The sequence below is a fragment of the Streptomyces sp. BI87 genome (genome assembly GCF_025957665.1).
Lineage (GTDB): Bacteria > Actinomycetota > Actinomycetes > Streptomycetales > Streptomycetaceae > Streptomyces > Streptomyces albidoflavus.
In genome coordinates, this window is the sequence record NZ_CP110079.1 from 4,096,277 (window position 1) to 4,119,655 (window position 23,379).

At 72.0% G+C, this 23,379-nt stretch carries 19 protein-coding genes; 13 read left to right on the plus strand and 6 right to left on the minus strand.

The window, feature by feature from the left end:
* Positions 1–12 precede the first annotated feature (12 nt).
* The 8 genes from nuoH (at position 13) to recQ (ending at position 10,752) form a co-directional block, all read left to right on the plus strand.
* Entirely contained in the window at positions 13–1,389 is a 1,377-nt protein-coding gene (nuoH, locus tag OIM89_RS18135; RefSeq protein ID WP_030697616.1) for an NADH-quinone oxidoreductase subunit NuoH, read from the plus strand.
* Entirely contained in the window at positions 1,382–2,080 is a 699-nt protein-coding gene (nuoI, locus tag OIM89_RS18140) for an NADH-quinone oxidoreductase subunit NuoI (RefSeq protein ID WP_226965384.1), read from the plus strand. Before nuoH ends, nuoI begins: the two co-directional genes overlap by 8 nt.
* Positions 2,077–2,892, plus strand: coding sequence for an NADH-quinone oxidoreductase subunit J (locus tag OIM89_RS18145; protein ID WP_030697615.1), 816 nt, complete (start codon positions 2,077–2,079; stop codon positions 2,890–2,892). The genes nuoI and OIM89_RS18145 overlap by 4 nt, the downstream gene beginning before the upstream one ends.
* The gene (gene nuoK / locus OIM89_RS18150; protein ID WP_003948727.1) at positions 2,889–3,188 is read left to right on the plus strand and encodes an NADH-quinone oxidoreductase subunit NuoK; all 300 of its coding nucleotides are present in this window, start codon (positions 2,889–2,891) and stop codon (positions 3,186–3,188) included. Before OIM89_RS18145 ends, nuoK begins: the two co-directional genes overlap by 4 nt.
* Positions 3,189–3,202: 14 nt before the next feature.
* Positions 3,203–5,098 (plus strand): NADH-quinone oxidoreductase subunit L, encoded by a 1,896-nt coding sequence (nuoL, locus tag OIM89_RS18155; protein ID WP_226965383.1) that lies wholly within the window; start codon positions 3,203–3,205, stop codon positions 5,096–5,098.
* A 5-nt stretch (positions 5,099–5,103) separates the two neighbouring features.
* Positions 5,104–6,705, plus strand: a complete 1,602-nt coding sequence (locus OIM89_RS18160; protein ID WP_047464400.1) for an NADH-quinone oxidoreductase subunit M — start codon at positions 5,104–5,106, stop codon at positions 6,703–6,705.
* Positions 6,702–8,351, plus strand: a complete 1,650-nt coding sequence (nuoN, locus tag OIM89_RS18165) for an NADH-quinone oxidoreductase subunit NuoN (protein WP_030697612.1) — start codon at positions 6,702–6,704, stop codon at positions 8,349–8,351. The genes OIM89_RS18160 and nuoN overlap by 4 nt, the downstream gene beginning before the upstream one ends.
* A gap of 316 nt (positions 8,352–8,667) precedes the next feature.
* A complete protein-coding gene (recQ, locus tag OIM89_RS18170; RefSeq protein ID WP_217466389.1) occupies positions 8,668–10,752 on the plus strand; it encodes a DNA helicase RecQ in 2,085 nt (694 codons plus the stop codon).
* A 191-nt stretch (positions 10,753–10,943) separates the two neighbouring features.
* Here the strand turns inward: recQ and fahA are convergent, their stop codons facing one another.
* Positions 10,944–12,164, minus strand: coding sequence for a fumarylacetoacetase (gene fahA, locus OIM89_RS18175; protein WP_264491428.1), 1,221 nt, complete (start codon positions 12,162–12,164; stop codon positions 10,944–10,946).
* Between the two features lie 217 nt (positions 12,165–12,381).
* Here fahA and OIM89_RS18180 point away from each other — a divergent pair, with 217 nt between their 5' ends.
* Positions 12,382–12,588 carry a hypothetical protein gene (locus OIM89_RS18180; protein ID WP_226965382.1) on the plus strand — a complete coding sequence of 69 codons (207 nt, stop codon included), beginning with the start codon at positions 12,382–12,384 and terminating at the stop codon, positions 12,586–12,588.
* A 62-nt stretch (positions 12,589–12,650) separates the two neighbouring features.
* Here OIM89_RS18180 and OIM89_RS18185 read toward each other — a convergent pair whose 3' ends face one another.
* Positions 12,651–12,809 (minus strand): hypothetical protein, encoded by a 159-nt coding sequence (locus OIM89_RS18185; protein ID WP_008408170.1) that lies wholly within the window; start codon positions 12,807–12,809, stop codon positions 12,651–12,653.
* 349 nt (positions 12,810–13,158) lie between these two features.
* Here OIM89_RS18185 and OIM89_RS18190 point away from each other — a divergent pair, with 349 nt between their 5' ends.
* Positions 13,159–14,118, plus strand: coding sequence for an HAD family hydrolase (locus tag OIM89_RS18190; RefSeq protein ID WP_030697608.1), 960 nt, complete (start codon positions 13,159–13,161; stop codon positions 14,116–14,118).
* Between the two features lie 18 nt (positions 14,119–14,136).
* On the opposite strand, the gene OIM89_RS18195 is transcribed toward OIM89_RS18190, so the two are convergent.
* Positions 14,137–14,586 carry a hypothetical protein gene (locus OIM89_RS18195; RefSeq protein ID WP_030697607.1) on the minus strand — a complete coding sequence of 150 codons (450 nt, stop codon included), beginning with the start codon at positions 14,584–14,586 and terminating at the stop codon, positions 14,137–14,139.
* Positions 14,587–14,868: 282 nt separating this feature from the next.
* Between OIM89_RS18195 and OIM89_RS18200 the strand changes: the two genes are divergently transcribed.
* The gene (locus OIM89_RS18200; protein WP_264491429.1) at positions 14,869–15,717 is read left to right on the plus strand and encodes a hypothetical protein; all 849 of its coding nucleotides are present in this window, start codon (positions 14,869–14,871) and stop codon (positions 15,715–15,717) included.
* Positions 15,718–15,746: 29 nt separating this feature from the next.
* On the opposite strand, the gene OIM89_RS18205 is transcribed toward OIM89_RS18200, so the two are convergent.
* Positions 15,747–17,789, minus strand: a complete 2,043-nt coding sequence (locus OIM89_RS18205; RefSeq protein ID WP_175458949.1) for a CocE/NonD family hydrolase — start codon at positions 17,787–17,789, stop codon at positions 15,747–15,749.
* A gap of 43 nt (positions 17,790–17,832) precedes the next feature.
* Positions 17,833–19,380: a peptide MFS transporter gene (locus OIM89_RS18210; RefSeq protein ID WP_030697604.1), complete on the minus strand. Its 1,548-nt coding sequence runs from the start codon at positions 19,378–19,380 to the stop codon at positions 17,833–17,835.
* A gap of 426 nt (positions 19,381–19,806) precedes the next feature.
* On the opposite strand from OIM89_RS18210, the gene OIM89_RS18215 reads away from it, so the two are divergent.
* Together OIM89_RS18215 and OIM89_RS18220 are read left to right on the plus strand one after the other, a co-directional pair.
* Positions 19,807–20,817, plus strand: a complete 1,011-nt coding sequence (locus OIM89_RS18215; protein ID WP_030697603.1) for a polyprenyl synthetase family protein — start codon at positions 19,807–19,809, stop codon at positions 20,815–20,817.
* A gap of 234 nt (positions 20,818–21,051) precedes the next feature.
* Positions 21,052–22,359 carry a LolA family protein gene (locus OIM89_RS18220; protein ID WP_264491430.1) on the plus strand — a complete coding sequence of 436 codons (1,308 nt, stop codon included), beginning with the start codon at positions 21,052–21,054 and terminating at the stop codon, positions 22,357–22,359.
* A gap of 510 nt (positions 22,360–22,869) precedes the next feature.
* Here the strand turns inward: OIM89_RS18220 and OIM89_RS18225 are convergent.
* Positions 22,870–23,352, minus strand: coding sequence for a VOC family protein (locus tag OIM89_RS18225; protein ID WP_226965376.1), 483 nt, complete (start codon positions 23,350–23,352; stop codon positions 22,870–22,872).
* Positions 23,353–23,379 lie beyond the last annotated feature (27 nt).

A 23,379-nucleotide genomic window follows, 5' to 3' on the forward strand; every position in this document is an offset into this window, starting at 1 on the left:
GGGGGTGGCGGCGTGAGTCCGATCCTGCTGGCGGCCGAGGACCTCTCGATGTTCGGCCGCGACCCATGGTGGCTGGTCCTGGTCAAGGCGGTCTTCTGCTTCGCCTTCCTGCTGCTGACGGTGCTCTTCGCGATCGTCTGGGAGCGCAAGGTCGTCGCCTGGATGCAGCGCCGCATCGGCCCCAACCGGGCCGGGCCCTGGGGCATGCTCCAGTCGCTGGCCGACGGCGCCAAGCTGATGCTGAAGGAAGACGTCGTCGTCAAGCGCGCCGACAAGGCCGTCTACGTGCTGGCGCCGGTCATCGCCGCGATCCCCGCCTTCATGGCCTTCGCGGTGATCCCCTTCGGCCCCGCCGACAACCAGGTCTCGATCTTCGGCCAGCGCACCACGATGCAACTGACCGACCTGCCGATCGCGCTCCTCTACATCCTCGCGGTCGCCTCGATCGGGATCTACGGCATCGTGCTGGCCGGCTGGTCCTCCGGCTCGACCTACCCGCTCCTGGGCAGCCTGCGCTCCTGCGCCCAGATGATCTCGTACGAGATCGCCATGGGCGCCGCCTTCGCCTCGGTCTTCCTCTACTCCGGCTCGATGTCGACCTCGACCATCGTGGAGTCGCAGGCGGACCGCTGGTACATCGTGCTGCTGCCGGTCTCCTTCCTCATCTACATCGTGACGATGGTCGGCGAGGTCAACCGCGCCCCCTTCGACATGCCGGAGTCCGAGGGCGACCTGGTCGGCGGCTTCAACACCGAGTACTCGTCGATCAAGTTCGCGATGTTCATGCTCGCCGAGTACATCAACATGGTGACCGTCTCGGCGGTGGCGGTGACGCTCTTCCTCGGCGGCTGGCGGGCCCCCTTCCCCGTCACCGCCTTCTGGGAAGGGGCCAACCAGGGCTGGTGGCCCATGCTCTGGTTCACCCTCAAGCTGCAACTGCTGCTCTTCCTCTTCATCTGGCTGCGCGGCACCCTGCCCCGGGTCCGCTACGACCAGCTGATGAAGCTCGGCTGGAAGGTGCTCATCCCGGTCTCCGTGGTCTGGCTGATGCTGGTCGCCACCGTGCGGACGCTGCGGAACGAGAACATGCCGTTCGCCGACATCGCCCTGTACGTCTTCGGCGGGCTGATCTTCCTGCTGCTGCTCTCCTTCGTCATCGACTTCTACCGCGACCGCCGCGACCAGGAGCGCGAGGCCGAACAGCGTACGGAGGAACCCGCGTTCGACCCGATGGCCGGCGGCTACCCGGTGCCGCCGCTGCCCGGCCAGGCCCTGCCGCCGGTGCCCAGGAGGCCCGCGCGCGGCGAGCGGGAGCTCGTTGTCAGTGGCGCGCCGGACACTGTGAGTGACCGTGGTGACACGGAAGGAAAGGAGGCGTCCGATGACTGAGGGAGCCAATCAGTCGGACCAGGGGTTCCAGAACCCCGTCGCGGGCTTCGGCGTGACCTTCAAGGCCATGTTCAAGAAGCGGCTGACCGAGCAGTACCCGGAGCAGCCCAAGACGACGGCGCCCCGCTTCCACGGCCGCCACCAGCTCAACCGCCACCCGGACGGGCTGGAGAAGTGCGTCGGCTGCGAGCTGTGCGCCTGGGCCTGTCCGGCCGACGCGATCTACGTCGAGGGCGCGGACAACACCGACGAGGAGCGCTACTCGCCCGGCGAGCGGTACGGCCGCGTCTACCAGATCAACTACGCCCGCTGCATCCTCTGCGGCCTGTGCATCGAGGCGTGCCCCACCCGGGCACTCACGATGACCAACGAGTTCGAACTGGCCGACTCCACGCGGGAGAACCTGATCTACACCAAGGACCAGCTCCTCGCCGGGCTGACCGAGGGCATGGTCGACTCCCCGCACGCGATCTTCCCGGGCACCGACGAGCAGGACTACTACCGGGGCCTGGTCACCGAGGCCGCCCCCGGCACCGTCCGCCAGCCCGCCGTCTCCCAGGGCGAGCCCGCGGTGGTCGACAGCGAGCCGGTCGCCCCGGCCGAGGGCGCTCCGGCGGCCCCGGCCCCGGCCTCCTCGACCGCCGCCTCGGCCGGATCGGCCGCCAAGCCCGGTCAGGAGGGACAGGGATGAGCCTGCTCGCTGCCTCCGCCACCTCCACCGGCGAGGCCGTCCAGTTCTGGATTCTCGGCACGGTCGCCGTCCTCGGCGCCCTGTCGACGGTCCTGATGAAGAAGGCGGTGCACAGCGCGCTCTGCCTCGCCGCCACCATGATCGTCCTGGCCGTCTTCTACCTGGCCAACGGCGCGTACTTCCTCGGCATCGTGCAGATCGTCGTCTACACCGGCGCGATCATGATGCTCTTCCTCTTCGTGGTCATGCTGGTCGGCGTCACCGCCGCCGACTCGCTCAAGGAGACCCTGAAGGGCCAGCGCTGGCTGGCCGCCCTCGCCGCCCTCGGCTTCGGCATCCTGCTGATCGCCGGCATCGGCCAGGTCGGCATCAGCCAGTTCAACGGCCTGGCCGCCGCCAACTCCGGGGGCAACGTCCAGGGACTCGCCGCGCTGATCTTCACCAAGTACGTCTTCGCCTTCGAGATCACCGGCGCCCTGCTCATCACCGCCACGGTCGGCGCGATGCTGCTCACCCACCGCGAGCGCACCGAACGCGCCTCCACCCAGCGCGAGCTGGCCGAGAAGCGCGTCCGCGAGAACAAGCACGTACCGCCGCTGCCGGCCCCCGGCGTCTACGCCCGGCACAACGCGGTGGACATCCCCGGCCTGCTCCCCGACGGCACCCCGTCCGAGCTGACCGTCAACAAGACGCTGCGCGAGCGCGGCCAGATCCGGGACGTCTCCCAGGAGGCCCTCGACGACCTCAAGGCGCTGGAGCAGCGCTCCGCCGAGCGTCTGGGCCGTGACCGGGAGGAGGAGAACGCCCAGTGAACCCCGTCAACTACCTCTACCTCGCGGCGCTGCTGTTCACCATCGGGGCCACCGGTGTGGTCATCCGCAAGAACGCCATCGTCGTCTTCATGTGCGTCGAGCTGATGCTCAACGCCTGCAATCTTTCGCTCGTCGCCTTCTCCCGCATGCACGGCAACCTCGACGGCCAGATCCTCGCCTTCTTCACGATGGTCGTCGCCGCCGCGGAGGTCGTGGTCGGGCTCGCGATCATCGTGTCGCTGTTCCGTGCCCGCCATTCGGCCTCGGTCGACGACGCCAGCCTGATGAAGCTGTAAGGGGTCGCTGAATCGTGGAGAACCTGATTGCGCTGCTCGTCGCGGCGCCCCTGCTCGGAGCCGCCGTGCTCCTCCTCGGCGGCCGGCGCCTGGACCGCGCCGGCCACCTGCTCGGCACCGTGATGGCGGCCGCCTCCTTCGGCCTCGCCGTGGTGCTCTTCACCGACATGCTGGGCCGCGCCGGGGACGACCGGGCGCTGCACCAGCACCTGTTCAGCTGGATTCCGGTGGGCGGCTTCCAGGCCGACATCGCCTTCCAGCTCGACCAGCTGTCGATGACCTTCGTCCTGCTGATCACCGGCGTCGGCACCCTGATCCACGTCTACTCCATCGGCTACATGGAGCACGACGAACGCCGCCGCCGCTTCTTCGCCTACCTCAACCTCTTCCTCGCGGCGATGCTCCTGCTGGTCCTCGCCGACAACTACCTCCTGCTGTACGTCGGCTGGGAGGGCGTCGGTGTCGCCTCGTACCTGCTGATCGGGTTCTGGCAGCACAAGCCGAGCGCGGCGACGGCGGCGAAGAAGGCGTTCCTGGTCAACCGCGTCGGCGACGTGGGCCTCTCCATCGCGATCATGCTGATGTTCACCACCTTCGGCACCTTCGCGTTCGGCCCCGTCCTCGCCTCCACCGGCGAGACCGGCGAGGGCAAGCTGACCGCCATCGCCCTGATGCTGCTCCTGGCCGCCTGCGGCAAGTCGGCCCAGGTGCCGCTCCAGTCCTGGCTGGGCGACGCGATGGAGGGCCCGACCCCGGTCTCCGCCCTGATCCACGCGGCGACCATGGTCACCGCCGGCGTCTACCTCATCACCCGCTCCGGCGCGATCTTCAACGCCGCCCCCGACGCCCAGACCGTGGTCGTCGTGGTCGGCGCGGTGACGCTCCTCTTCGGTGCGATCGTCGGTTGCGCCAAGGACGACATCAAGAAGGCGCTCGCCGGCTCGACCATGTCGCAGATCGGCTACATGGTCCTCGCGGCCGGACTCGGCCCGATCGGCTACGTCTTCGCGATCATGCACCTGGTGACGCACGGCTTCTTCAAGGCCGGGCTCTTCCTCGGCGCCGGCTCGGTCATGCACGGCATGAACGACGAGGTCGACATGAGGAAGTACGGCGGCCTGCGGAAGTACATGCCGGTCACCTTCGTCACCTTCGGCCTCGGGTACCTGGCGATCATCGGCTTCCCCGGCCTCTCCGGCTTCTGGTCCAAGGACAAGATCATCGAGGCGGCCTTCGCCAAGGGCGGGGCCGAGGGCTGGATTCTGGGCGCGGTCACCCTGCTGGGCGCCGCCCTCACCGCGTACTACATGACGCGCGTGATGCTGATGACCTTCTTCGGCGAGAAGCGCTGGCAGCCGGACGCCCAGGGGAACGAACCCCACCCGCACGAGTCCCCGAAGTCCATGACGATCCCCATGATCGTGCTCGCCTTCGGCTCGGTCTTCGCGGGCGGACTCTTCAGCTTCGGTGACTCCTTCATCAAGTGGCTGGAGCCGGTCACCGCCTTCGAGCACGGCCACTCGCCGCTCAGCGCCGCCGTCGTCACCTCGGCGACCGTGGTGGTCCTGCTGATCGGCGTCGGGCTGGCCTGGCTCCAGTACGGCCGGAAGCCGGTGCCGGTGGTCGCGCCGCGCGGCTCGCTGCTCACCCGGGCGGCCCGCCGCGACCTCGGCCAGGACGACTTCAACCACGTCGTCCTCGTCCGCGGCGGCGAGCACCTGACCCGCTCCCTGGTCTACGTCGACCACACCCTGGTCGACGGCGTGGTCAACGGCACGGCCGCCTCCGTCGGCGGCCTCTCCGGCCGGCTGCGCAAACTCCAGACGGGTTACGCCCGTACGTACGCGGTCTCCATGTTCGGGGGTACGGCGGTGCTCATCGCCGCGACCCTGCTGATGAGGGCGGTCTGATACCGATGTCGTTTCCCCTGCTGACAGCGACGGCCGCGCTCCCGGCGATCGGCGCGATCGTGACGGCCGCCGTCCCGGCGGCCCGCAGCCGCTCCGACGGCGACGGACCACGGGGCTCCGGCACGGCCAAGGTCGTGGCGCTCCTCTTCTCCGTGGCCACCTTCGTCCTCGCGATGACGGTCCTGGTCCGCTTCGAGCCCGGCGGCGCCCGGTACCAGCTCACCGAGTCGTACGACTGGATTCCCGCCTTCGGCGTCCGCTACGAACTGGGCGTCGACGGCATCGGGGTGGCGCTGATCGCGCTGACCGCCCTGCTGATCCCGTTCGTCATCCTCGCGGGCTGGCGCGACGCCGACCACCTGGAGAACAGCTCCAAGCGGTGGCGCCCCACCCAGGGCTTCTTCGCGCTGATCCTCATGGTCGAGGCGATGGTGATCCTCTCCTTCGAGGCCACCGACGTCTTCCTCTTCTACCTCTTCTTCGAAGCCATGCTGATCCCGATGTACTTCCTCATCGGCGGCTTCGGGGACCGGGCGAGCGGCACCGACGAGGCGCAGGCCGCCACCCAGCGGTCGTACGCGGCGGTCAAGTTCCTCCTCTACAACCTGGCCGGCGGCCTGATCATGCTGGCCGCCGTCATCGGGCTGTACGCGGTGGCGGGCACCTTCTCGCTCAGCGAGATCGCCCAGGCGCGGGCGGACGGCACGCTGGAGATGGCCGCCTCCACCGAGAAGTGGCTCTTCCTCGGCTTCTTCTTCGCCTTCGCGATCAAGGCGCCGCTCTGGCCGCTGCACACCTGGCTGCCCAACGCCATGGGCGAGGCCACCGCTCCCGTCGCGGTCCTCATCACGGCCGTGGTCGACAAGGTCGGCACCTTCGCGATGCTCCGCTTCTGCCTCGGCCTCTTCCCGGAGGCCAGCAAGTGGGCGACGCCGGTGGTGCTGGTCCTCGCCCTGGTCTCGATCATCTACGGCGCCCTGCTCGCCGTCGGCCAGCGCGACATCAAGCGGCTGGTGGCGTACGCCTCCCTCTCGCACTTCGGCTTCATCATCCTCGGCATCTTCGCCATGACCAGCCAGGGCCAGTCCGGCGCCACCCTCTACATGGTCAACCACGGCCTGTCGACGGCGGCGCTGATGCTGGTCGCGGGCTTCCTGATCTCGCGGCGCGGCTCGCGGCTCATCGCCGACTACGGCGGTGTCCAGAAGGTCGCCCCGGTCCTCGCCGGGACCTTCCTGGTCGGCTCGCTGGCCACGCTCTCGCTGCCCGGACTCGCCCCGTTCGTCAGCGAGTTCCTGGTCCTGGTCGGCACCTTCGCGCGCTACCCGGTGATCGGCATCATCGCCACCGTCGGCATCGTGCTCGGCGCGCTCTACACCCTGGTCCTCTACCAGCGCACCATGACCGGCCCGGTCAAGCCGTCGGTCGCGAAGATGCCTGACCTCAAGGTGCGGGAACTCGCCGTCATCGGCCCGCTGATCGCGCTCCTGCTCTTCCTCGGCTTCTACCCGAAGCCGCTGACGGAGCTGGTCGACCCGGCGGTCAACCACACCCTCTCGGACGTACAGCAGAAGGACCCGAAGCCCGACGTGGAGGCGGCCAAGTGAACGCAAACGCCGTCCACACCCTGTGGACAAGCGCGGCGGCCGACCCGATCTCCAAGATCCCGTCGCCGACCATCGAGTACGCCCAGCTCGCCCCCGTGATGATCGTCATCGGGGCGGCCGTCATCGGCATCGTCGTGGAGGCCTTCGCGCCCCGCCGGGCCCGCTACCACATCCAGCTCTGGCTGACCGTGGTCGCGCTCGGCGCCGCCTTCGCCTCGGTCGTCGCCCTCGCGGTCGGCGGGTACGCCACCACCAAGCAGACCAGTGTCGCCATGGGCGCCCTCGCGGTGGACGGGCCCGCCCTCTTCCTCCAGGGCGTCATCCTGCTCTCCGGCGTCCTGGCCGCCTTCACCTTCGCCGAGCGCCGCCTCGACCGGGCGCACGGCAAGCGGGTCGACTCCTTCGTGGCGCAGGCCGGGGCCGTCCCCGGCAGCGAGGCCGAACAGGCGGCCGTCAAGGCCGGGTTCGCCACCACCGAGGTCTTCCCGCTGATGCTCTTCGCGGTCGGCGGCATGATCGTCTTCCCCGCAGCCAACGACCTGCTGACCCTCTTCATCGCGCTGGAGGTCTTCTCCCTCCCGCTCTACCTGATGTGCGCCCTGGCCCGCCGCCGGCGGCTCATGTCGCAGGAGTCGGCGGTCAAGTACTTCCTCCTCGGCGCCTTCTCCTCCGCCTTTCTTCTCTTCGGCATCGCCCTGCTCTACGGCTACTCGGGCTCCGTCTCGTACGCCGTGATCGCCGACGTGGTGGACGGGACGCTGATCAGCAACGACCCGGTCCTCGCCCAGACGATGGGCAACGACGCGCTGCTCCTGATCGGCATGGCCCTGGTCCTGATGGGGCTGCTCTTCAAGGTCGGCGCCGTCCCGTTCCACATGTGGACGCCCGACGTCTACCAGGGCGCCCCGACCCCGGTCACCGGCTTCATGGCCGCCGCCACCAAGGTCGCCGCCTTCGGCGCCCTGCTCCGCCTGCTCTACGTGGTGCTGCCCGGCATGCGCTGGGACTGGCGGCCGGTGATGTGGGGAGTGGCCATCGCCACGATGGTGGTCGGCGCGATCGTCGCCGTCACCCAGACCGACGTGAAGCGGCTGCTCGCGTACTCCTCGGTGGCGCACGCGGGCTTCATCCTCGCCGGTGTGATCGCCGCCAGCCCGGCCGGCGTCTCCTCCGTCCTCTTCTACCTCGCCGCCTACTCCTTCGTGACCATCGGCGCCTTCGCCGTCGTCACCCTGGTGCGGGACGCCGGGGGAGAGGCCACCCACCTCTCCAAGTGGGCGGGGCTCGGCCGGCGCTCTCCGCTGGTCGCCGCGGTCTTCGCGGTCTTCCTGCTGGCCTTCGCCGGCATTCCGCTGACCAGCGGCTTCTCGGGGAAGTTCGCGGTCTTCTCGGCGGCGGCCGAGGGCGGCGCCGGGGCCCTGGTGATCATCGGTGTCCTCTCCTCCGCCGTCGCCGCGTTCTTCTACGTCCGGGTGATCGTCCTGATGTTCTTCAGCGAGCCGCGCGCCGACGGGCCGACCGTCACCGTGCCCTCGCCGCTGACCATGAGCGTGATCGGCGTGGGCGTCGTGGTCACGGTGGTGCTGGGGGTCGCTCCCCAGTACTTCCTGGACCTGGCGGGCCAGGCGAGCGTCTTCGTCCGCTGACCGCACCCGCCGCCCCTGGCACACCGCCGCCGCCCGGCGCCCCTCCGCGGAGGGGCGCCGGGCGGCGGCGGTGTGCCAGGGGCGGACCGGACCCGGCCGATTGTGGACAACTCCGTCACCCTCTCTCCCGGCCCCCGTTTCCGCAGCTCACCGCCGGTGTGACGGCCGACCCTGTGGACAACTTCCCGGGCTGTCCCTCCGGCCCCCTACGCTGGAGGCAGCCTCAGGGACCACACGTGGCCCCGGGCACCGCAGGGAGCGGACGGGCAGGCGAGCGAGGGGCACGGGGCACGGAGCGATGAACGGAACGAGCGGCATGGCGAGCACCAGCACGGACGGCGGCACCCCCGCGTACGACGGGCCCGAGGGCTTCCCCGACGACCTCTTCGACGACGGCCCCCCGGAGGAGGACCCGTTCGGCGACGAGCCCTTCCCGGACGACGCGTTCGGGGAGGAGGGGGCCCGCGAGGAGCTTTCCGGTGCCTTCCCCGAGGGGAGCGGCGAGGCCCCGGTCCACGACCGCCGGGACGCGCTCGCCACCCTGCGCTCCGTCTTCGGGTACGACGCGTTCCGCGGCGACCAGGAAGCCGTCATCGACCACCTGGTCGGCGGCGGCGACGCGGTCGTCCTCATGCCCACCGGCGGCGGCAAGTCCCTCTGCTACCAGATCCCGGCCATGGTGCGCCCCGGCACCGGCGTCGTCGTCTCCCCGCTGATCGCCCTCATGCAGGACCAGGTCGACGCCCTGCGCGCGGCCGGCGTCCGCGCCGGGTTCATCAACTCCACCCAGGACTTCGAGGAGCGCCGCCTCACCGAGGCCGAGTTCCTCGCCGGCGAACTGGACCTGCTCTACCTCGCCCCCGAGCGGCTGCGCGTCGACACCACCCTGCAACTGCTCCAGCGCGGCAAGATCTCCCTCTTCGCCATCGACGAGGCGCACTGTGTGGCCCAGTGGGGCCACGACTTCCGCCCCGACTACCTCGCCCTCTCCGTCCTCGGCGAGCGCTGGCCGGATGTCCCCCGGGTCGCCCTCACCGCCACCGCGACCGATGCCACGCACCAGGAGATCACCCGCCGGCTCGCCCTGCCGGACGCCAAACACTTCGTCGCCAGCTTCGACCGGCCCAACATCCAGTACCGGATCGTCCCCAAGAACGACCCGAAGAAGCAGCTCCTCACCTTCCTCAAGGAGGAGCACCCGGGCGACGCGGGCATCGTCTACTGCCTCTCACGCAACTCCGTGGAGCGCACCGCCGACTTCCTCCGCGACCACGGGGTCGAGGCCGTCCCGTACCACGCGGGGCTCGACGCGCGGACCCGCGCCACCAACCAGTCCCGGTTCCTGCGCGAGGACGGCCTCGTGGTCGTCGCCACCATCGCCTTCGGCATGGGCATCGACAAGCCCGACGTCCGCTTCGTCGCCCACCTCGACCTGCCGAAGTCGGTCGAGGGGTACTACCAGGAGACCGGCCGCGCGGGCCGCGACGGCCGCCCCTCCACGGCCTGGATGGCGTACGGCCTCCAGGACGTCGTGCAGCAGCGCAAGCTCATCCAGTCCGGAGAGGGGGACGAGGCGCACCGGCGCCGCTCCCAGTCCCACCTGGACGCGATGCTCGCCCTCTGCGAGACCGCCCAGTGCCGCCGCGCCCAGCTGCTCCGCTACTTCGGCCAGGAGCCCACCGGCGAGAACTGCGGCAACTGCGACACCTGCCTCACCCCGCCGGAGACCTGGGACGGCACGGTCGCCGCGCAGAAGGCCATGTCGACGGTGGTCCGCCTCAAGCGCGAGCGGAACCAGAAGTTCGGCACCGGCCAGATCATCGACATCCTGATGGGCCGCAAGACGGCCAAGGTCATCCAGTTCGACCACGACCAGCTCTCCGTCTTCGGCGTCGGCCAGGAGCTGACCGAGGGCGAGTGGCGCGGGGCCGTGCGCCAGCTGCTGGCCCAGGGGCTGCTGGCCGTCGAGGGGGAGTACGGCACGCTGGTCCTCACCGACGAGGCGGGCGAGGTGCTCGGCGGCCGCCGCGAGGTCCGCTTCCGCAAGGAGCCCAAGAAGGCACCCTCCTCACGGGGCAGCCGGTCCGGCTCGGCCGGCGGCTCGGGCGCCAAGAAGAGCAAGGCCGTCATCGACCTCCCCGAAGAATCCCTCCCCGTCTTCGAGGCCCTCCGCGCCTGGCGCGCCGCCCAGGCCAGGGAACAGGGCGTCCCCGCCTACGTGATCTTCCACGACGCCACCCTCCGCGAGATCACCGCCGCCCGCCCCACCACCCTCGACGCCCTCGCCCAGATCGGCGGCATCGGCGACAAGAAACTCCAGAACTACGGGCCGGGGGTGCTGGCCACTTTGGCGGAACAGGGCATCGGGGAGGCCGCCCCAGACAGCCCGGCCGGCGTCTGAGGCCAGATCCCGGCCCGGCCGGCGTTTGAGGCCATCTTGTACGCGCGGCCGGGCTGCGGGGCCCGGCCGCAATCCAGCCCGGCCGGCGTTCGAGGCCATCCTGAACGCCGGCAGCGCGACCGGGCCGAGCCGAGACACAGCCCAGCCCGGCGCAAGCCGAAATACCGCCCAGCCCGGCGCAAGCCGAACGATCAGGCGCCGGGCACGACAGTGCCCCGCACCTCACCCAGCCCCACGGGCACGCCCTGAGGCCCGGGCGCCCAAGCCCGAAGCACCACCTCGTCCCCGTCCTCCAGGAAGCTCCGCTCGCCGGAGCCAAGCTCCAAGGGCCGCTCCCCGTTCCAGGTCAGCTCCAGCAGCGACCCCCGCTGCCCGGCCTCGGCCCCGCTGACGGTCCCGGAGCCGTACAGGTCCCCGGTCCGAAGCGAAGCCCCGTTCACCGTGGTCTGCGCCAGCATCTGCGCGGCCGTCCAGTACATCGTGGTGAACGGCGGCTCGGACACCACCTCCCCGTTGATCTCCACGCTGATCCGCAGGTCGTACCCGCCGGGCTCGGCCGAGGAGTCGTCCAGGTAGGGCAGCAGGGCCTCGTCGCGGGCGGGCGGCACGACCCGCGCCGTCTCCAGCGCCTCCAGCGGCGTCACCCAGGCCGACACCGAGGTGGCGAAGGACTTGCCCAGGAACGGCCCGAGCGGCACGTACTCCCAGGCCTGGATGTCCCGGGCCGACCAGTCGTTGAGCAGGCAGAGCCCGAAGACGTGCTCCCGGTACGCCTCCAGCGGCACCGCGCGCCCCCGCTCGGAGCCGACGCCGACGACGAAACCGACCTCCGCCTCGATGTCCAGCTTGACCGAGGGCCCGAAGACCGGCGCCGGGTCGGCGGGCGCCTTCCGCTGGCCGCTGGGCCGCACCACGTCGGTGCCGGAGACCACGACGGTGCCGGAGCGGCCGTGGTAACCGATGGGCAGGTGCTTCCAGTTGGGGGTGAGCGGGGTGGGCGCGTCGGGGCGGAAGATGCGGCCGACGTTGGAGGCGTGGTGCTCGCTGGCGTAGAAGTCGACGTAGTCGCCGACCTCGAAGGGCAGGTGCAGGGAGACCTCGCCGAGCGGGTGGGCGTGGCGCTCGACGGCCGGGTGGTGGGCGGGATCGGTGACCCAGGTGGTCAGCGCGGCGCGTACCTCCGACCAGACCGGGCGACCGGCGGCCAGCAGCGGGTTGAGGGTCGGGCCGGTCAGCAGGGCGGCGTGCGGCGAGCCCAGTTCGGCGGCGAGGGAACCCGCGTCCAGGACGTGGTCGCCGAGGCGGACGCCGATCCGGCGCGGGGCGTCACCGGGCGAGAAGACACCGTACGGAAGGTTGTGCGGACCGAAGGGGTGGCCTTCGGGGAGGGCGAGCGGGGTGGGCTCGGGCATCTGGGTGCGGCCTCGCTTTCCGTGCGTGCGGTCGGTCAGCCCGTGGGACGCCCGCACCCCGGATGAGGGGGTCGCGAGGCAGCCGTGGGCCGGGCCACACGTTACGTGCGCGGAACCCGCTCACGGCAGGGGCGGCCCGCTCCCACCCCGCCGCCCACGCACACGCGCTCCCCGAAGGGGGGGCGTACGGGGACAACAGCGGTGGTATGACCGCCCCATGGCCTCTTCATACCGCACCAACGACGGCGGAACCGTAGGCATCGGCAGCACGGTGTGGGGCGTGAACGGACAGGGCCCCTTCACGCTCGTCAAGCCAGAATCGGCCCCCGAGGGCTGGGTCTCCGTGGTGAGCGCCGACGGCGAGGGCTGGCGCCTCCACGCCCCCGAGGACATCACCCTCTACTACGCCACGGCGCCGTCCTAGCGAAGCCGCCCGCCCGCGACGGCCACCCGGTCAGGCCTCGCGCCGATCACGCCTCGCGCCGGTCACTCCTCGCGTTCGAAATCCGCTTCAGCCTCCTCCTCGCCGAGATCGTTCTGCGCGGCGGTGTACAGATCGTGCACGAACGACCGCGCCCGGTTCTCCTCAAGCCCCGGGGCGGTGTCGCGCAGCCGGTCGGTCCAGGTCTCAATCGGGTCACTCATACCTCCAGCAGACAACGCCCCCACCACCCTCGCCACCCGAACGGCCCTCAACCGAAACCCCGAACAGCCCCCAACCGACACCCCGAGCACCCCCAGCCACGATCCAGCCCGGCCACGATCCAGCCCGGCCGGCGCTTGAGGCCATCTCGCAGGGGCGGCGCCCCACAGAAGCCCAGCCAAACCCGCCCCCGCGCCGCAGGCACCCCCCCCGAACGGGGTGGCCGCACCCCCACCCGGCCACCCCGCACCCCAGCCCGCGCAGCGCCCCCCCAACGCCCCACCCCGCCAGGGAAATCCGTGCATGCCGGGGTGGCGCATGCCAGGGGCGTATCTCCGTATCGTGGGGATCATGGCCCTCCCCTCCGCACACCCGTCCCCCGCGCCCCCCGAGGCGCCACCCCACGCGCACACCCCGGTCCTCACCCAGCCGGGCCCCGCCCAGGCGGAGGCGCAGGCGGACGCCGCCCCCTGGCGGGCGCCGACCCGGGAGCGGCCCCGGCCGGCGGGCGGCCGGCGGACGTACGGGCTGGTCGCGACCGACCTGGACGGGACGCTGCTGCGGGCGGGGGACCGGGTCTCGGCCCGTACGCGGGCCGCGCTGGAGCTGGCGCGCGGCGCCGGGGCCCGGCACATCGTGGTGACCGGGCGGCCCGTGCCGGGGGTGCGCGGGCTGCTGGCCGCGCTGGGGTACGAGGGGATCGCGGTCTGCGGCCAGGGCGCCCAGGTCTACGACGCGGCGAGCGGCCGCATGCTGAGCGCCCTGACCCTGGACCGGGAGACCGCCGCCACCGCGCTCGGCAAGATCGAGGCGGAGACGGGCGCGCTCTACGCCGCCGTCGACCAGGACGGCGCCGACGGCCACACGCTGATCGAGCCCGGCTACCGCATGGCCCACCCCACGCTCCCGGCCCGCCCGGTCCCGCACCGCGACGCGCTGTGGGAGCGGCCGATCGCCAAAGTCCTGGTCCGCCACCCGGAGCTGACCGACGACGAGCTGGCCGCCACCGCCCGCTCTGCCGTGGACGGCCTGGCCACGGTCACGATGGCCGGCCCGGGCACGGTCGAGCTCCAGCCGCTCGGCGTCACCAAGGCCACCGGCCTGGCCCGCGCCGCCGAACTGCTCGGCCTCGGCCCCGCCGACACCCTCGCCTTCGGCGACATGCCGAACGACGTGCCGATGCTCCAGTGGGCCGCGCACGGCGTCGCCATGGCCAACTCGCACACGGAACTCCTCGCCGTCGCCGACGAGATCACCACCAGCAACGAGGAGGACGGCGTGGCCCGGGTCCTGGAACGCGTCTACGGCTGACCGGCGACCACGTGGGGCTCAGCCCAGTTCGCCGCTCTCCTCGACCGTCGCCTCGCAGGCGTCGCAGAGGGTGAGCCAGAGGCGGCGGGTGCGGCGCAGCCGGGCGGGGGCCGCGCACCGTTCGCACAGGCTCTCACTGCGGGCCGTGGTCGCGTCGAGCAGGTCGTGCAGCCGGGCGTGCTCCTCGGGGGTCCAGCTCCGCTCGCCCGGCCGCCACGGCCTCGGGAACGCCTGGAAGGAGAGCCGCCCGTACTTCTGCTTCACCGCGAGGAGTTCGTACGCGGGGAACTCGGCGGATATCCGGTGGTGGCAGTCGAGCACCAGCCGCCGCCAGCCGGGGCCTATCGCGAACTGCTGGCCCGCCGTGCGCAGTCGGGGCCGGAGCACCTCCAGCGCGGAGGCGGGCGGCGGGGCCGGCGGACCGGTCGCCTCGTCAGGGCCTGGCGGCTGGTGTCCCAGTACCGTCATCCCTGCCTCCTCCGGGCGTCGCGCCGCCGTCACACGCGGGCGGCATGTGCGGGACATCACTCCACGACAGTGTGCATGGTGCTTGACGCGGGCGGAGGGCCGGGGCGCGATCCGGACCCCGGACGGCCGGGATCGGGCGGTATCGTCCCGGTCCGGGCGGCCTTCGGGCGCCCGCGCGGAGCCGCCCGGGCGGGCCCGCGCCCGATTCCCGGCGGGGAAGCCGCCTGTTCACGTCGTACGGGGGCGAGCCGTCCGATGGTCGTCCGCCCGAGAGGAGTCCGCGTGTCCGAGGGCAAGGAACCAGCCGTTCCCGGCCGGAAGCGGCCGCCCGGCCCCGCCCCGGAGGCGGTCTGGATCGGCGGGCCGCCCGGCGCGGGCAAGACCACCCTGGCGCGGGCGCTGGCCCACCGCCGGGGCCTGCGCCTCTACCGGAGCGACACCCTGACCTGGGAGCACCGCGACCGCGCCCTGGCCGCCGGCCACCCGGCCGCGACCCGCTGGGAGGCGCTCACCCCGGCCGACCGGTGGTCGGCGCCGCCCGCCGCCCTGCTCGCCATGTCCCTGCACGCCGAGCGCGGCGCGATGATCGCCGACGACGTACGGGCGCTGGGGCCCGGCCCGCTCACCGTGGTGGAGGGGACGCCGGTCACCCCGGACACCGTGCCGGACCCGGGCCGCGCGGTGTGGCTGATGCCCTCGCCGGAGCTCCAGCGCCGCCGCCTCGCCGAACGCGGGCTGCCCGAGGGCGTCCACACCCTGTACACCCTGCTCCTCGCCGACCTGGCCGCCCGGATCGAGGCGCACGGCCTCGCCGACCGCGTCGTCACGGTGACCCCTGACGCCACCCCGGCCGACACCCGCACCGCCGCCGAGGCCCTGCTCGCCGGCCCCCTCGCCGAAGGCCCCACGGCCGCCACCCCGCACGGCCGCAGGGCCCTGCGCCGCGCGGAGAACGAGGCGGTGGCCACTCAGTACCGCACCTACCTCGCCCGCCCCTGGACCACCGGCGACCCGGAGACGGTTCCCGTCACCTTCACCTGCGAGTGCGCCGACCCGGAGTGCACCGCCCAGCTCACCCTCCCGCTCGGCACCTTCCCGCCGGCGGGCGGGGGCACGCTGCGCTGCCACTGAGCGCCTCCGGCGGGAGTCGGCCGCCCCCGCTACCCCGCCGTCCGCGGAATCCGCCGCTCCCAGGTCCGCTGGAAGATCACCTCACCCCCTTCCGAGCAGGTCAGCTCGTTGTGGGTGAGGAAGTCACCGGCGTCGCAGGTGATCTCGGAGCGGGTGCGGACCTCGGCGTCCCAGGCCAGTTCCGGGCGCCGGAGACGGACCGTCCAGGAGGAGCGGGTGGCGGCGCTGAGCGGGTCGTTGTCGGTGATCGTGTACTGCTCCAGGGCGTCCTCGTGGAACTCCAGGCCGTCCGGGTAGATCCGGGTGCCGCCGTACCGGGGGTCGACGTCCAGGCGCCAGCTCCCGGCGGCCACGTCGTGGACGACGAGGCGTTCGGGCCGCTGGTCGGCCGGGTCCTCGGGGGCCGGGTAGATGACGGCGAGCGGTTCGGACTGCTCGGGCTCGGCGAAGGCGATGGTGGCGTCGAGCGCCCGGTCGCCGGCGCCGCGCACCGGCAGTTCGAGGCCGCTGCCCGCCGGGTCGAGGGTGAAGCCCTCCTCGGAGCCGGGCTGCGGCCAGATCCACGGCCAGTACGCCGAGGAGACGGCGAGCCGGATGCGGTGGCCGGGCGGGAAGGCGTGGCCGATGCCGTTCAGCTCGAAGGTGACGTCCTCGGTGTCGCCGGGCTTCCACGGGGCGACCGTGTCCCGCCCGTACCGGGAGGAGAGGTTGAGGACGCCCCGGGTGACCAGGGTCGAGGAGCCGTCGGGGGCGACGTCGCAGAGCCGGGCGATGACCTGGCCGCGCGGGGCCGGGCTGGTGAGGCGGAGCCGGACGCGGGGGCGGCCGAGGATCTGGAGCCGCTCGTCGACGGCGAACTCGAAGGCGGCCGAGTTGGCGTCCTCCTCGCGCTGGTCGGGCGGGAGGTCCGCGTCGTTGCCGAAGGGGAAGAACCGGCCGGCGGCGAGCCCGGTGTGCTGCGGGGAGCGGACCAGGATCGGGTCGCCCCGGAAGGCGTACTCGACCGGGGTGACGTACGGGGAGGGCCAGGCCGGGTCGCCGACCCAGTGGCCCTCCAGCTCCGGGTAGACGGTGGCGGGCGGGTGGGACTCGCTGATCCAGGAGCGGAGCTTGGGCTCGTTCATGACACCGCTGTCCTCGCCCTTGAGGTGCTGGTCCCACCAGCGCAGGGTCTCCTGGAGGAAGCCGATGGCGGGGCCGGGCGGCAGGCCCCGGTCCGGGTACTGGTGCGACCAGGGACCGATCAGGCCGCGCACCTGGTCGTCGGGGAGGTGGCGGACCAGCCGCAGCACGGTGTCCCGGTACGGGTCGTGCCAGCCGCCGACCGCCAGCACCTTCGCCTTGATCGCGGAGTAGTCCTCGCTGACGCTGCCGTGCCGCCAGTAGGCGTCGCGGGTCTGGTGGTCGAGCCAGGTGTGGATGAACGGGTCGACCGCCTCCAGCCGCTTCAGCCACATGTCGCGCCAGGCGGGGCCCACGAACTCCGGGTCCGGCGGCCGGGAGACGAAGGCCAGCATGGTGGAGGCCCAGGCGTGCATGTCGACGGCGAGGACGGAGCCGCCCATGTAGTGCACGTCGTTGTCGTACCGGTCGTCCGCCGAGCAGACGGTGACGATCGCCTTGAGGGGCTCGGGGGCGAGCGCGGCGATCTGGAGCGAGTTGAAGCCGCCCCAGGAGATGCCGAACATGCCGACCTTGCCGTCGCACCAGGGCTGGCCGGCCAGCCAGTGGATCACCGCGACGCCGTCGGCCAGCTCGGTGGCGTCGTACTCGTCGCCGGGCAGCCCCTCGCTGTTGCCGTGGCCGCGCACGTCGACGCGGACGGAGGCGTAGCCGTGGCCCGCGTACCAGGGGTGGCGCTGCTGGTCGCGCGGGGCGGTCCAGTCGCTGAGCCGGTAGGGCAGGTACTCCAGGAGGGCCGGGACCGGGTCGTCGGTGACCGGCCGCCAGATCCGGGCGTACAGGTGGGTGATCTCGGAGCCGTCGGCTCCGGGGCGGCCGGTCGGCAGCGGGATGCGGACGTCCTCGCGGATCGTCCGGTACGGCAGGCCGGTGGCGATGTGCAGGGACATGGCGGGGGACCTCGCAGTGGGGGTGTTCGCGTGGGGGCGCGGGTCAGTGGACGGGGTGCATGGTGCGGCGCAGCCAGGGGGCCGCGGCGATCACGGCGAGACCGGCGACGACGGCGATACCGCCGTTGACGCCGAAGTAGGCGGGGTTGGAGACCTCGCCGTAGAGCCGCACCACCTGGGACTGGATGCCGTTGGCGGCGGCCAGCGAGAGGAACCAGAGCGCCATGGTCTGGCTGGAGAAGGCGGCCGGTGCCAGCTTGGTGGTGGCCGACATCCCGGAGGTCTCCAGCAGGATGTCGCCGAGCCCGAGCAGCAGGTACGAGCCGACGATCCACCAGGCCGCCATGCGGTACGTGTCGTCGGCGTGGCCGGAGGTCGGCAGCACCATCAGCAGGAAGGAGAGGCCGCCCAGGATCACCCCGAGGGCGATCTTGTTGGAGGCGTGCGGCTGCCGCGTCCCCATCCGCGCCCAGACGGCCGCCACCACCGGCGCCAGCAGCACCTCGAAGGCACCGAGCGCCGAGGCGTACCAGCTGGCCGGGAAGGTGAAGCCGAGGATCTCGGTGCGGGCGTTGGTCGACGCCAGCAGGATCATCGTGGAGTACGCCTGGAAGAGGATGAAGTTGAAGACCACCGAGGCGAGGAAGAGCACGATGTACGGGCGGAGCCGGCCGCGCTCGGCGGCGGTGACCCGGGGGCTCTTGAACATCACCCAGAAGTAGGCGATCGGCGCCAGCACCGAGATCAGGGTGAGCGCGTCCACGAACCGGCTCAGCGTCAGCCACCCGGCGAGGCTCAGCAGCCCGGCGATCACGGCGACCGCGACCAGCCCGCCGACGATCAGCAGCACCGCCCGGCGCATCGCGGTCGGCGGCAGCGCGAACTCGGCGGCGTGCTTGCGGCCCGCGAGGTGGCGCCGGCCCAGCACGTACTGGACGAGGCCGAGCGTCATGCCGACGGCCGCCGCCGAGAAGCCCCAGTGCCAGCCCTGGTGCTCGCCGAGCCAGCCGGTGATGAGCGGCCCGAGGAAGGCGCCGATGTTGATGCCCATGTAGTAGAGGGCGAAGCCGGCGTCGCGGCGGTCGTCGTCGGTGCGGTAGAGCTTGCCGACCATGGTGGCGACGTTCGGCTTGAGCAGGCCGGTGCCGGCGCTGATCAGGCCGAGCCCGGTCCAGGTCATGGCGTCGGTGGGGACCGCCATGGAGTAGTGGCCGAGCGCGATGAGGATGCCGCCCCACAGCACCGCCCGGTACGAGCCGAGCATGCGGTCGGCGAGCCAGCCGCCGGCCACCGAGACGAGGTAGACCATCGTGCCGTAGGCGGCGGAGACCGAGGCGGCGGTGCCCGGGTCCATGCCCATGCCGCCGCCCGCGACGGTGTCGGCGAAGAACAGGACGAGGATCGCCTGCATGCCGAGGAAGGAGAACCGCTCCCACACCTCCAGGCCGGAGAGGGTCGCGAGCCCCCTCGGCTGGCCGAAGAAGGCCGTGTCGTCCTGGGGCGGCGGCGCGCCCTCCGGCGGCGGCTCGTCGTCCGCGACGGCCGGGGGCCGCTTGGTCGGTTCGTCGTCTGCTGGGTTGCTGCTGGGCACGTCGCCTGCTTCCGCTCGTTCGGGCAGCCGGGGCCGGGCGGGTGCGGCCTGGGCTGCGTGCCAGGGTGACAAACGGGGTGAAGGGCGGAGGGAAGGGGGTCGGGGGCGGTCGATGGGGCCGGTGAGGTAGCCGGGGGCATTTGCGAACATACCGGTCACCGATGGCCTCCGCCCGGGGGGCGGCGCGGGCGCGTCCCGGACACGCCTCCACCCGGCCGGGGGTGAGGCGTGACGGGCGATTCGACGGGCAGGCGCTCACGGTGATCGAAAGCGGACCGGATACGCTGACGTGAGCGCCGACGGCGACACATCGACAAACACTGGTGTTCGATCGACAATCGCCAGCGGCGCCGGGAAGACCGGTGCCACCGGCGGACCGGGCCGACCGGGCGATCCGGGCACCATCAGCAGACAGGAGACCCCCTCGTGACCGTCGTCGGGCCGTTCGGGCTGAGCGTGCGGGACCAGGCACTCGAAGCCGATGTCCAGGCGGGAATGACGGCTGTCGAGGCCGGCCTCCTGGAGGCCACCAAGAGCGAGGTCTCCTTCATCACGGACGCCGCGCAGCACCTGGTGAAGGCCGGCGGCAAGCGCTTCCGCCCGCTCCTGGTGATGCTGGCCGCGCAGTTCGGCGACCCGGACGCGCCGGGCATCGTCCCCTCCGGCGTGGTGGTCGAGCTGACCCACCTCGCCACCCTCTACCACGACGACGTCATGGACGAGGCCGAGGTGCGCCGCGGGGTGCCCAGCGCCAACGCCCGCTGGGACAACTCGGTGGCCGTCCTCACCGGCGACTTCCTCTTCGCCCGCGCCTCCCACATCCTCGCCGACCTCGGCCCCGAGGCCGTCCGCGTCCAGGCCGAGGCGTTCGAACGCCTGGTCACCGGCCAGATCATGGAGACCGCGGGCCCGCGCGACGGCCGCGACCCGGTCGACCACTACCTCGACGTCATCGGCGGCAAGACCGGCTCGCTGATCGCGGTCGCGGGGCGGTTCGGCGCGATGATGTCCGGCGCCGACGAGCGCGTCGTCGACATCCTCACCCAGTACGGCGAGCGCCTCGGCGTCGCCTTCCAGCTCGCCGACGACGTCCTCGACATCGCCAGCGACAGCCACGAGTCGGGCAAGACCCCCGGCACCGACCTGCGCGAGGGCATCCCCACCCTCCCCGTCCTCCTGCTGCGCGACCGCGCCCGCCGCGAGGCCCGTCCCGAGGACCTGGCCCTGGTCGCCCTCCTCGACTCCGACCTCACCGACGACGCCCGCCACGCCGAGGCCCTGGCCGCCATGCGCGCCCACCCGGCGCTGGAACAGGCCCGCCGCGAGACCGTCCGGTACGCCGAGGAGGCCCGCGCCGCCCTCACCCCGCTGCGCGAGTGCTCGGCCAAGGCCGCCCTCATCGAACTCTGCGACGCCGTGGTGCACCGGGCGGGCTGACGCACCTCCTGGTCACCGAGGGCCGGCGCGCGTCCCCTACGGGTCGTCACCTCCCGGACCCACCCGCCGTCATCCTCCAGCGGTACACCGGGTTGGGCCCGGGGGCTGACGCTTGACGCGCCCCGTTTTGGTCAGATGGTGGAAGACCGCTCCTTGCCCCGACCGGGTGAGCGCGAAAGGCGCCGCAGGGCGCGAGCGGACCCCGAGTACCACCGCGACCACGGAGGAAGCGCCATGGCACCGAACGATTCCGCTACGAGCACCCCGGCACCCGACGCCAAGCGCCGGCCCGGCCGACTGGCCGCCCGGTACGGCGTCCCGGTCGCCGTCATCGGCGTGGCCGCCGCCACCATCGGCCTGGTCCCGGCGCTGGCCGCGGGCGGCGACCCGGACCTCCCCGAGGTCACCGCCCAGGAGCTGGTCGAGAAGATCGCCGCCTCCGAGACCGACCAGTTCTCCGGCACCGTCAAGGTCTCCGTCGACCTGGGCCTGCCCTCCTTCGGCGGCCTCGACCTCTCCGAACTGGCCGGCAGCCTCGGCGCCGAGGGTGAGGACGGCAAGGACGGCAAGGGTGGCTCCACCGCCACACCCGAGGAGAAGCTGACCTCGCTCGCCTCCGGCACCCACACCCTGCGCGTCGCCGGCGACGGCCCCGACCGCCAGAAGCTCACCTTCGTGGACGGCGCCGACGAGTACAGCCTCATCCGCGACGGCGACCAGGCCTGGGCCTACGACGGCTCCACCGGCGAGGCCCTGCACACCCGGGACGCCGGAGCCAAGGGCGACCGCCCGGCCGACGACCACGTCTCCGACATGTCCCCGAAGGAACTGGCCACCCAGGCCCTCGACGCCGCCGACGAGACCACCCGCGTCACCGTCGACGGCACCACCACCGTCGCCGGCCGGGACGCCTACCGCCTCGCCCTCACCCCCAAGGACTCCGGTTCCACCGTCAAGGCCGTCCGCATCGCCGTGGACGCCGAGACCGGCACCCCGCTGAAGTTCACCGTCGCCCCGTCCGACGGCGGCAAGGCCATCGTCGACGCCGGCTTCTCCAAGATCGACTTCGCCCGTCCGTCCACCGGCACCTTCGCCCCGCCGAAGGACGCCAAGATCACCGAGACGAAGGAACTCGCCCCGGGCGACGCCACCCCGGGCAAGGACGCATCCGGCAAGGACGCCAAGGGCGACGCCCACGCCATGGCCCCCAAGTCCCCCAAGGACGCCGAGGAAGCCCTCAACTCCCTGCCCGCCCCCCTCGCCGGCCTCGCCTCCGCCGAAGGAACCGAGATCCACGGCAAGGGCTGGGCCTCGGTCGCCGAACTGACCTTCCCGAAGGGCGAGGGCCTTCCGGCGGCGGGCTCGGGGTCCGACGCCCCTGGCGGCCTCTCCCTCGACTCCCTCGGCAAGAAGGTGAAGGGCGACTTCGGCACGGGGACGCTCTTCTCGACCCGCGTGGTGAACGCCCTGGTCACGGAGGACGGGCGGGCGTTCGTGGGCGCGGTCACGCCGGAGAAGCTGACGGAGGTGGCGGGGAAGTAGGGCTCCCGCGCCTCGTAGCTGACCTCGCGTCTGCTTGCGGCGAGGCCCTGTCACCCTCCGGGCGGAGGGCGACAGGGCCTCGCTGATTCTTTCTGTCCTCTACGCGAATCGCGTAAGGGTTCATGTCATTTGCAGCGTCGCAGGCGTGCCATCCGGCAGCCCTCAGGAACTTGATCATCGCTGAGTGCATGATTTTGGTGAGCGATCTGAAATACAAGGTCGGCACTTACTCGGAATCTGCCCGACCTAGGAAGTGCTCCGTACCGCGAGGGGGCGAATCCTGCCAGGATCAGCTTCTCCGTGACCCGCTCGGCCAATTCTATACGTCTGGCGATCTCTGCTTCGCCCGCCAATCCTGCACCGCACATTTACTGTCTCTCCTTCACGGAAAACCCGGCTGACTTGCGGTCAGCGGGGCCAGGCGAGGGCGGGGTGTGCGGTCGGGCGATCATGGAGTTGAAGTACCCGGGTAAGCAGCGGGTGGCGACCGCGCCGGTCACGCCGTCATTCCTAGTTCACGCAGAACTCGTTCCCCTCCGGGTCCCGCATCACCACCCACGTGCCCCCGGCCTCCGCCACCTCCCTCTCCACCGTCGCGCCCAGTTCGGTGAGCCGCCGCACCTCGGACTCGCGGGGACGGTCGCCGGAGTGCAGGTCGAGGTGGAGGCGGTTCTTGGCGGACTTGGGTTCGGGGACGCGCTGGAAGAGGACGCGGCGGCCCTCGCCGATGCCGGTGTCCTTGTCGAAGGGGTCGTCGGGGTGGCGTACGGCGATCAGGTCGCGCCAGGCGCGGCGGCCCTGGAACTCGACGGTGGCCTCCTCGGGGGCGCCGCCGAAGCTGAGGACGCGGGCGATCAGGGCGTCGTTGTCCTCGATCGTGTAGCCGAGCGCCGCCGACCAGAAGAGGGCCTGGGCGTGCGGGTCCGCGGCGTCGATGACGAGCTTCCAGTGGACGGGCGGGATGGGTGGGACGGGCGGGGTCGTGGAAGTCATGGGGTCATTCAAACGCCGGAGGGCGGG

Bases quoted from the DNA above. Each gene is read 5' to 3' on its own strand.
- OIM89_RS18205 (WP_175458949.1), bottom strand. From the start codon at position 17,789: ATGTCCCTGCACATCGCCACCGGCCTGCCGTACCGGACGATCCGCGAG.
- nuoI (WP_226965384.1), top strand. From the start codon at position 1,382: ATGACTGAGGGAGCCAATCAGTCGGACCAGGGGTTCCAGAACCCCGTC.
- OIM89_RS18145 (WP_030697615.1), top strand. From the start codon at position 2,077: ATGAGCCTGCTCGCTGCCTCCGCCACCTCCACCGGCGAGGCCGTCCAG.
- OIM89_RS18180 (WP_226965382.1), top strand. From the start codon at position 12,382: ATGGCCTCTTCATACCGCACCAACGACGGCGGAACCGTAGGCATCGGC.
- OIM89_RS18195 (WP_030697607.1), bottom strand. From the start codon at position 14,586: ATGACGGTACTGGGACACCAGCCGCCAGGCCCTGACGAGGCGACCGGT.
- OIM89_RS18225 (WP_226965376.1), bottom strand. From the start codon at position 23,352: ATGACTTCCACGACCCCGCCCGTCCCACCCATCCCGCCCGTCCACTGG.
- OIM89_RS18160 (WP_047464400.1), top strand. From the start codon at position 5,104: ATGTCGTTTCCCCTGCTGACAGCGACGGCCGCGCTCCCGGCGATCGGC.
- OIM89_RS18185 (WP_008408170.1), bottom strand. From the start codon at position 12,809: ATGAGTGACCCGATTGAGACCTGGACCGACCGGCTGCGCGACACCGCC.
- OIM89_RS18190 (WP_030697608.1), top strand. From the start codon at position 13,159: ATGGCCCTCCCCTCCGCACACCCGTCCCCCGCGCCCCCCGAGGCGCCA.
- recQ (WP_217466389.1), top strand. From the start codon at position 8,668: ATGGCGAGCACCAGCACGGACGGCGGCACCCCCGCGTACGACGGGCCC.
- fahA (WP_264491428.1), bottom strand. From the start codon at position 12,164: ATGCCCGAGCCCACCCCGCTCGCCCTCCCCGAAGGCCACCCCTTCGGT.
- OIM89_RS18220 (WP_264491430.1), top strand. From the start codon at position 21,052: ATGGCACCGAACGATTCCGCTACGAGCACCCCGGCACCCGACGCCAAG.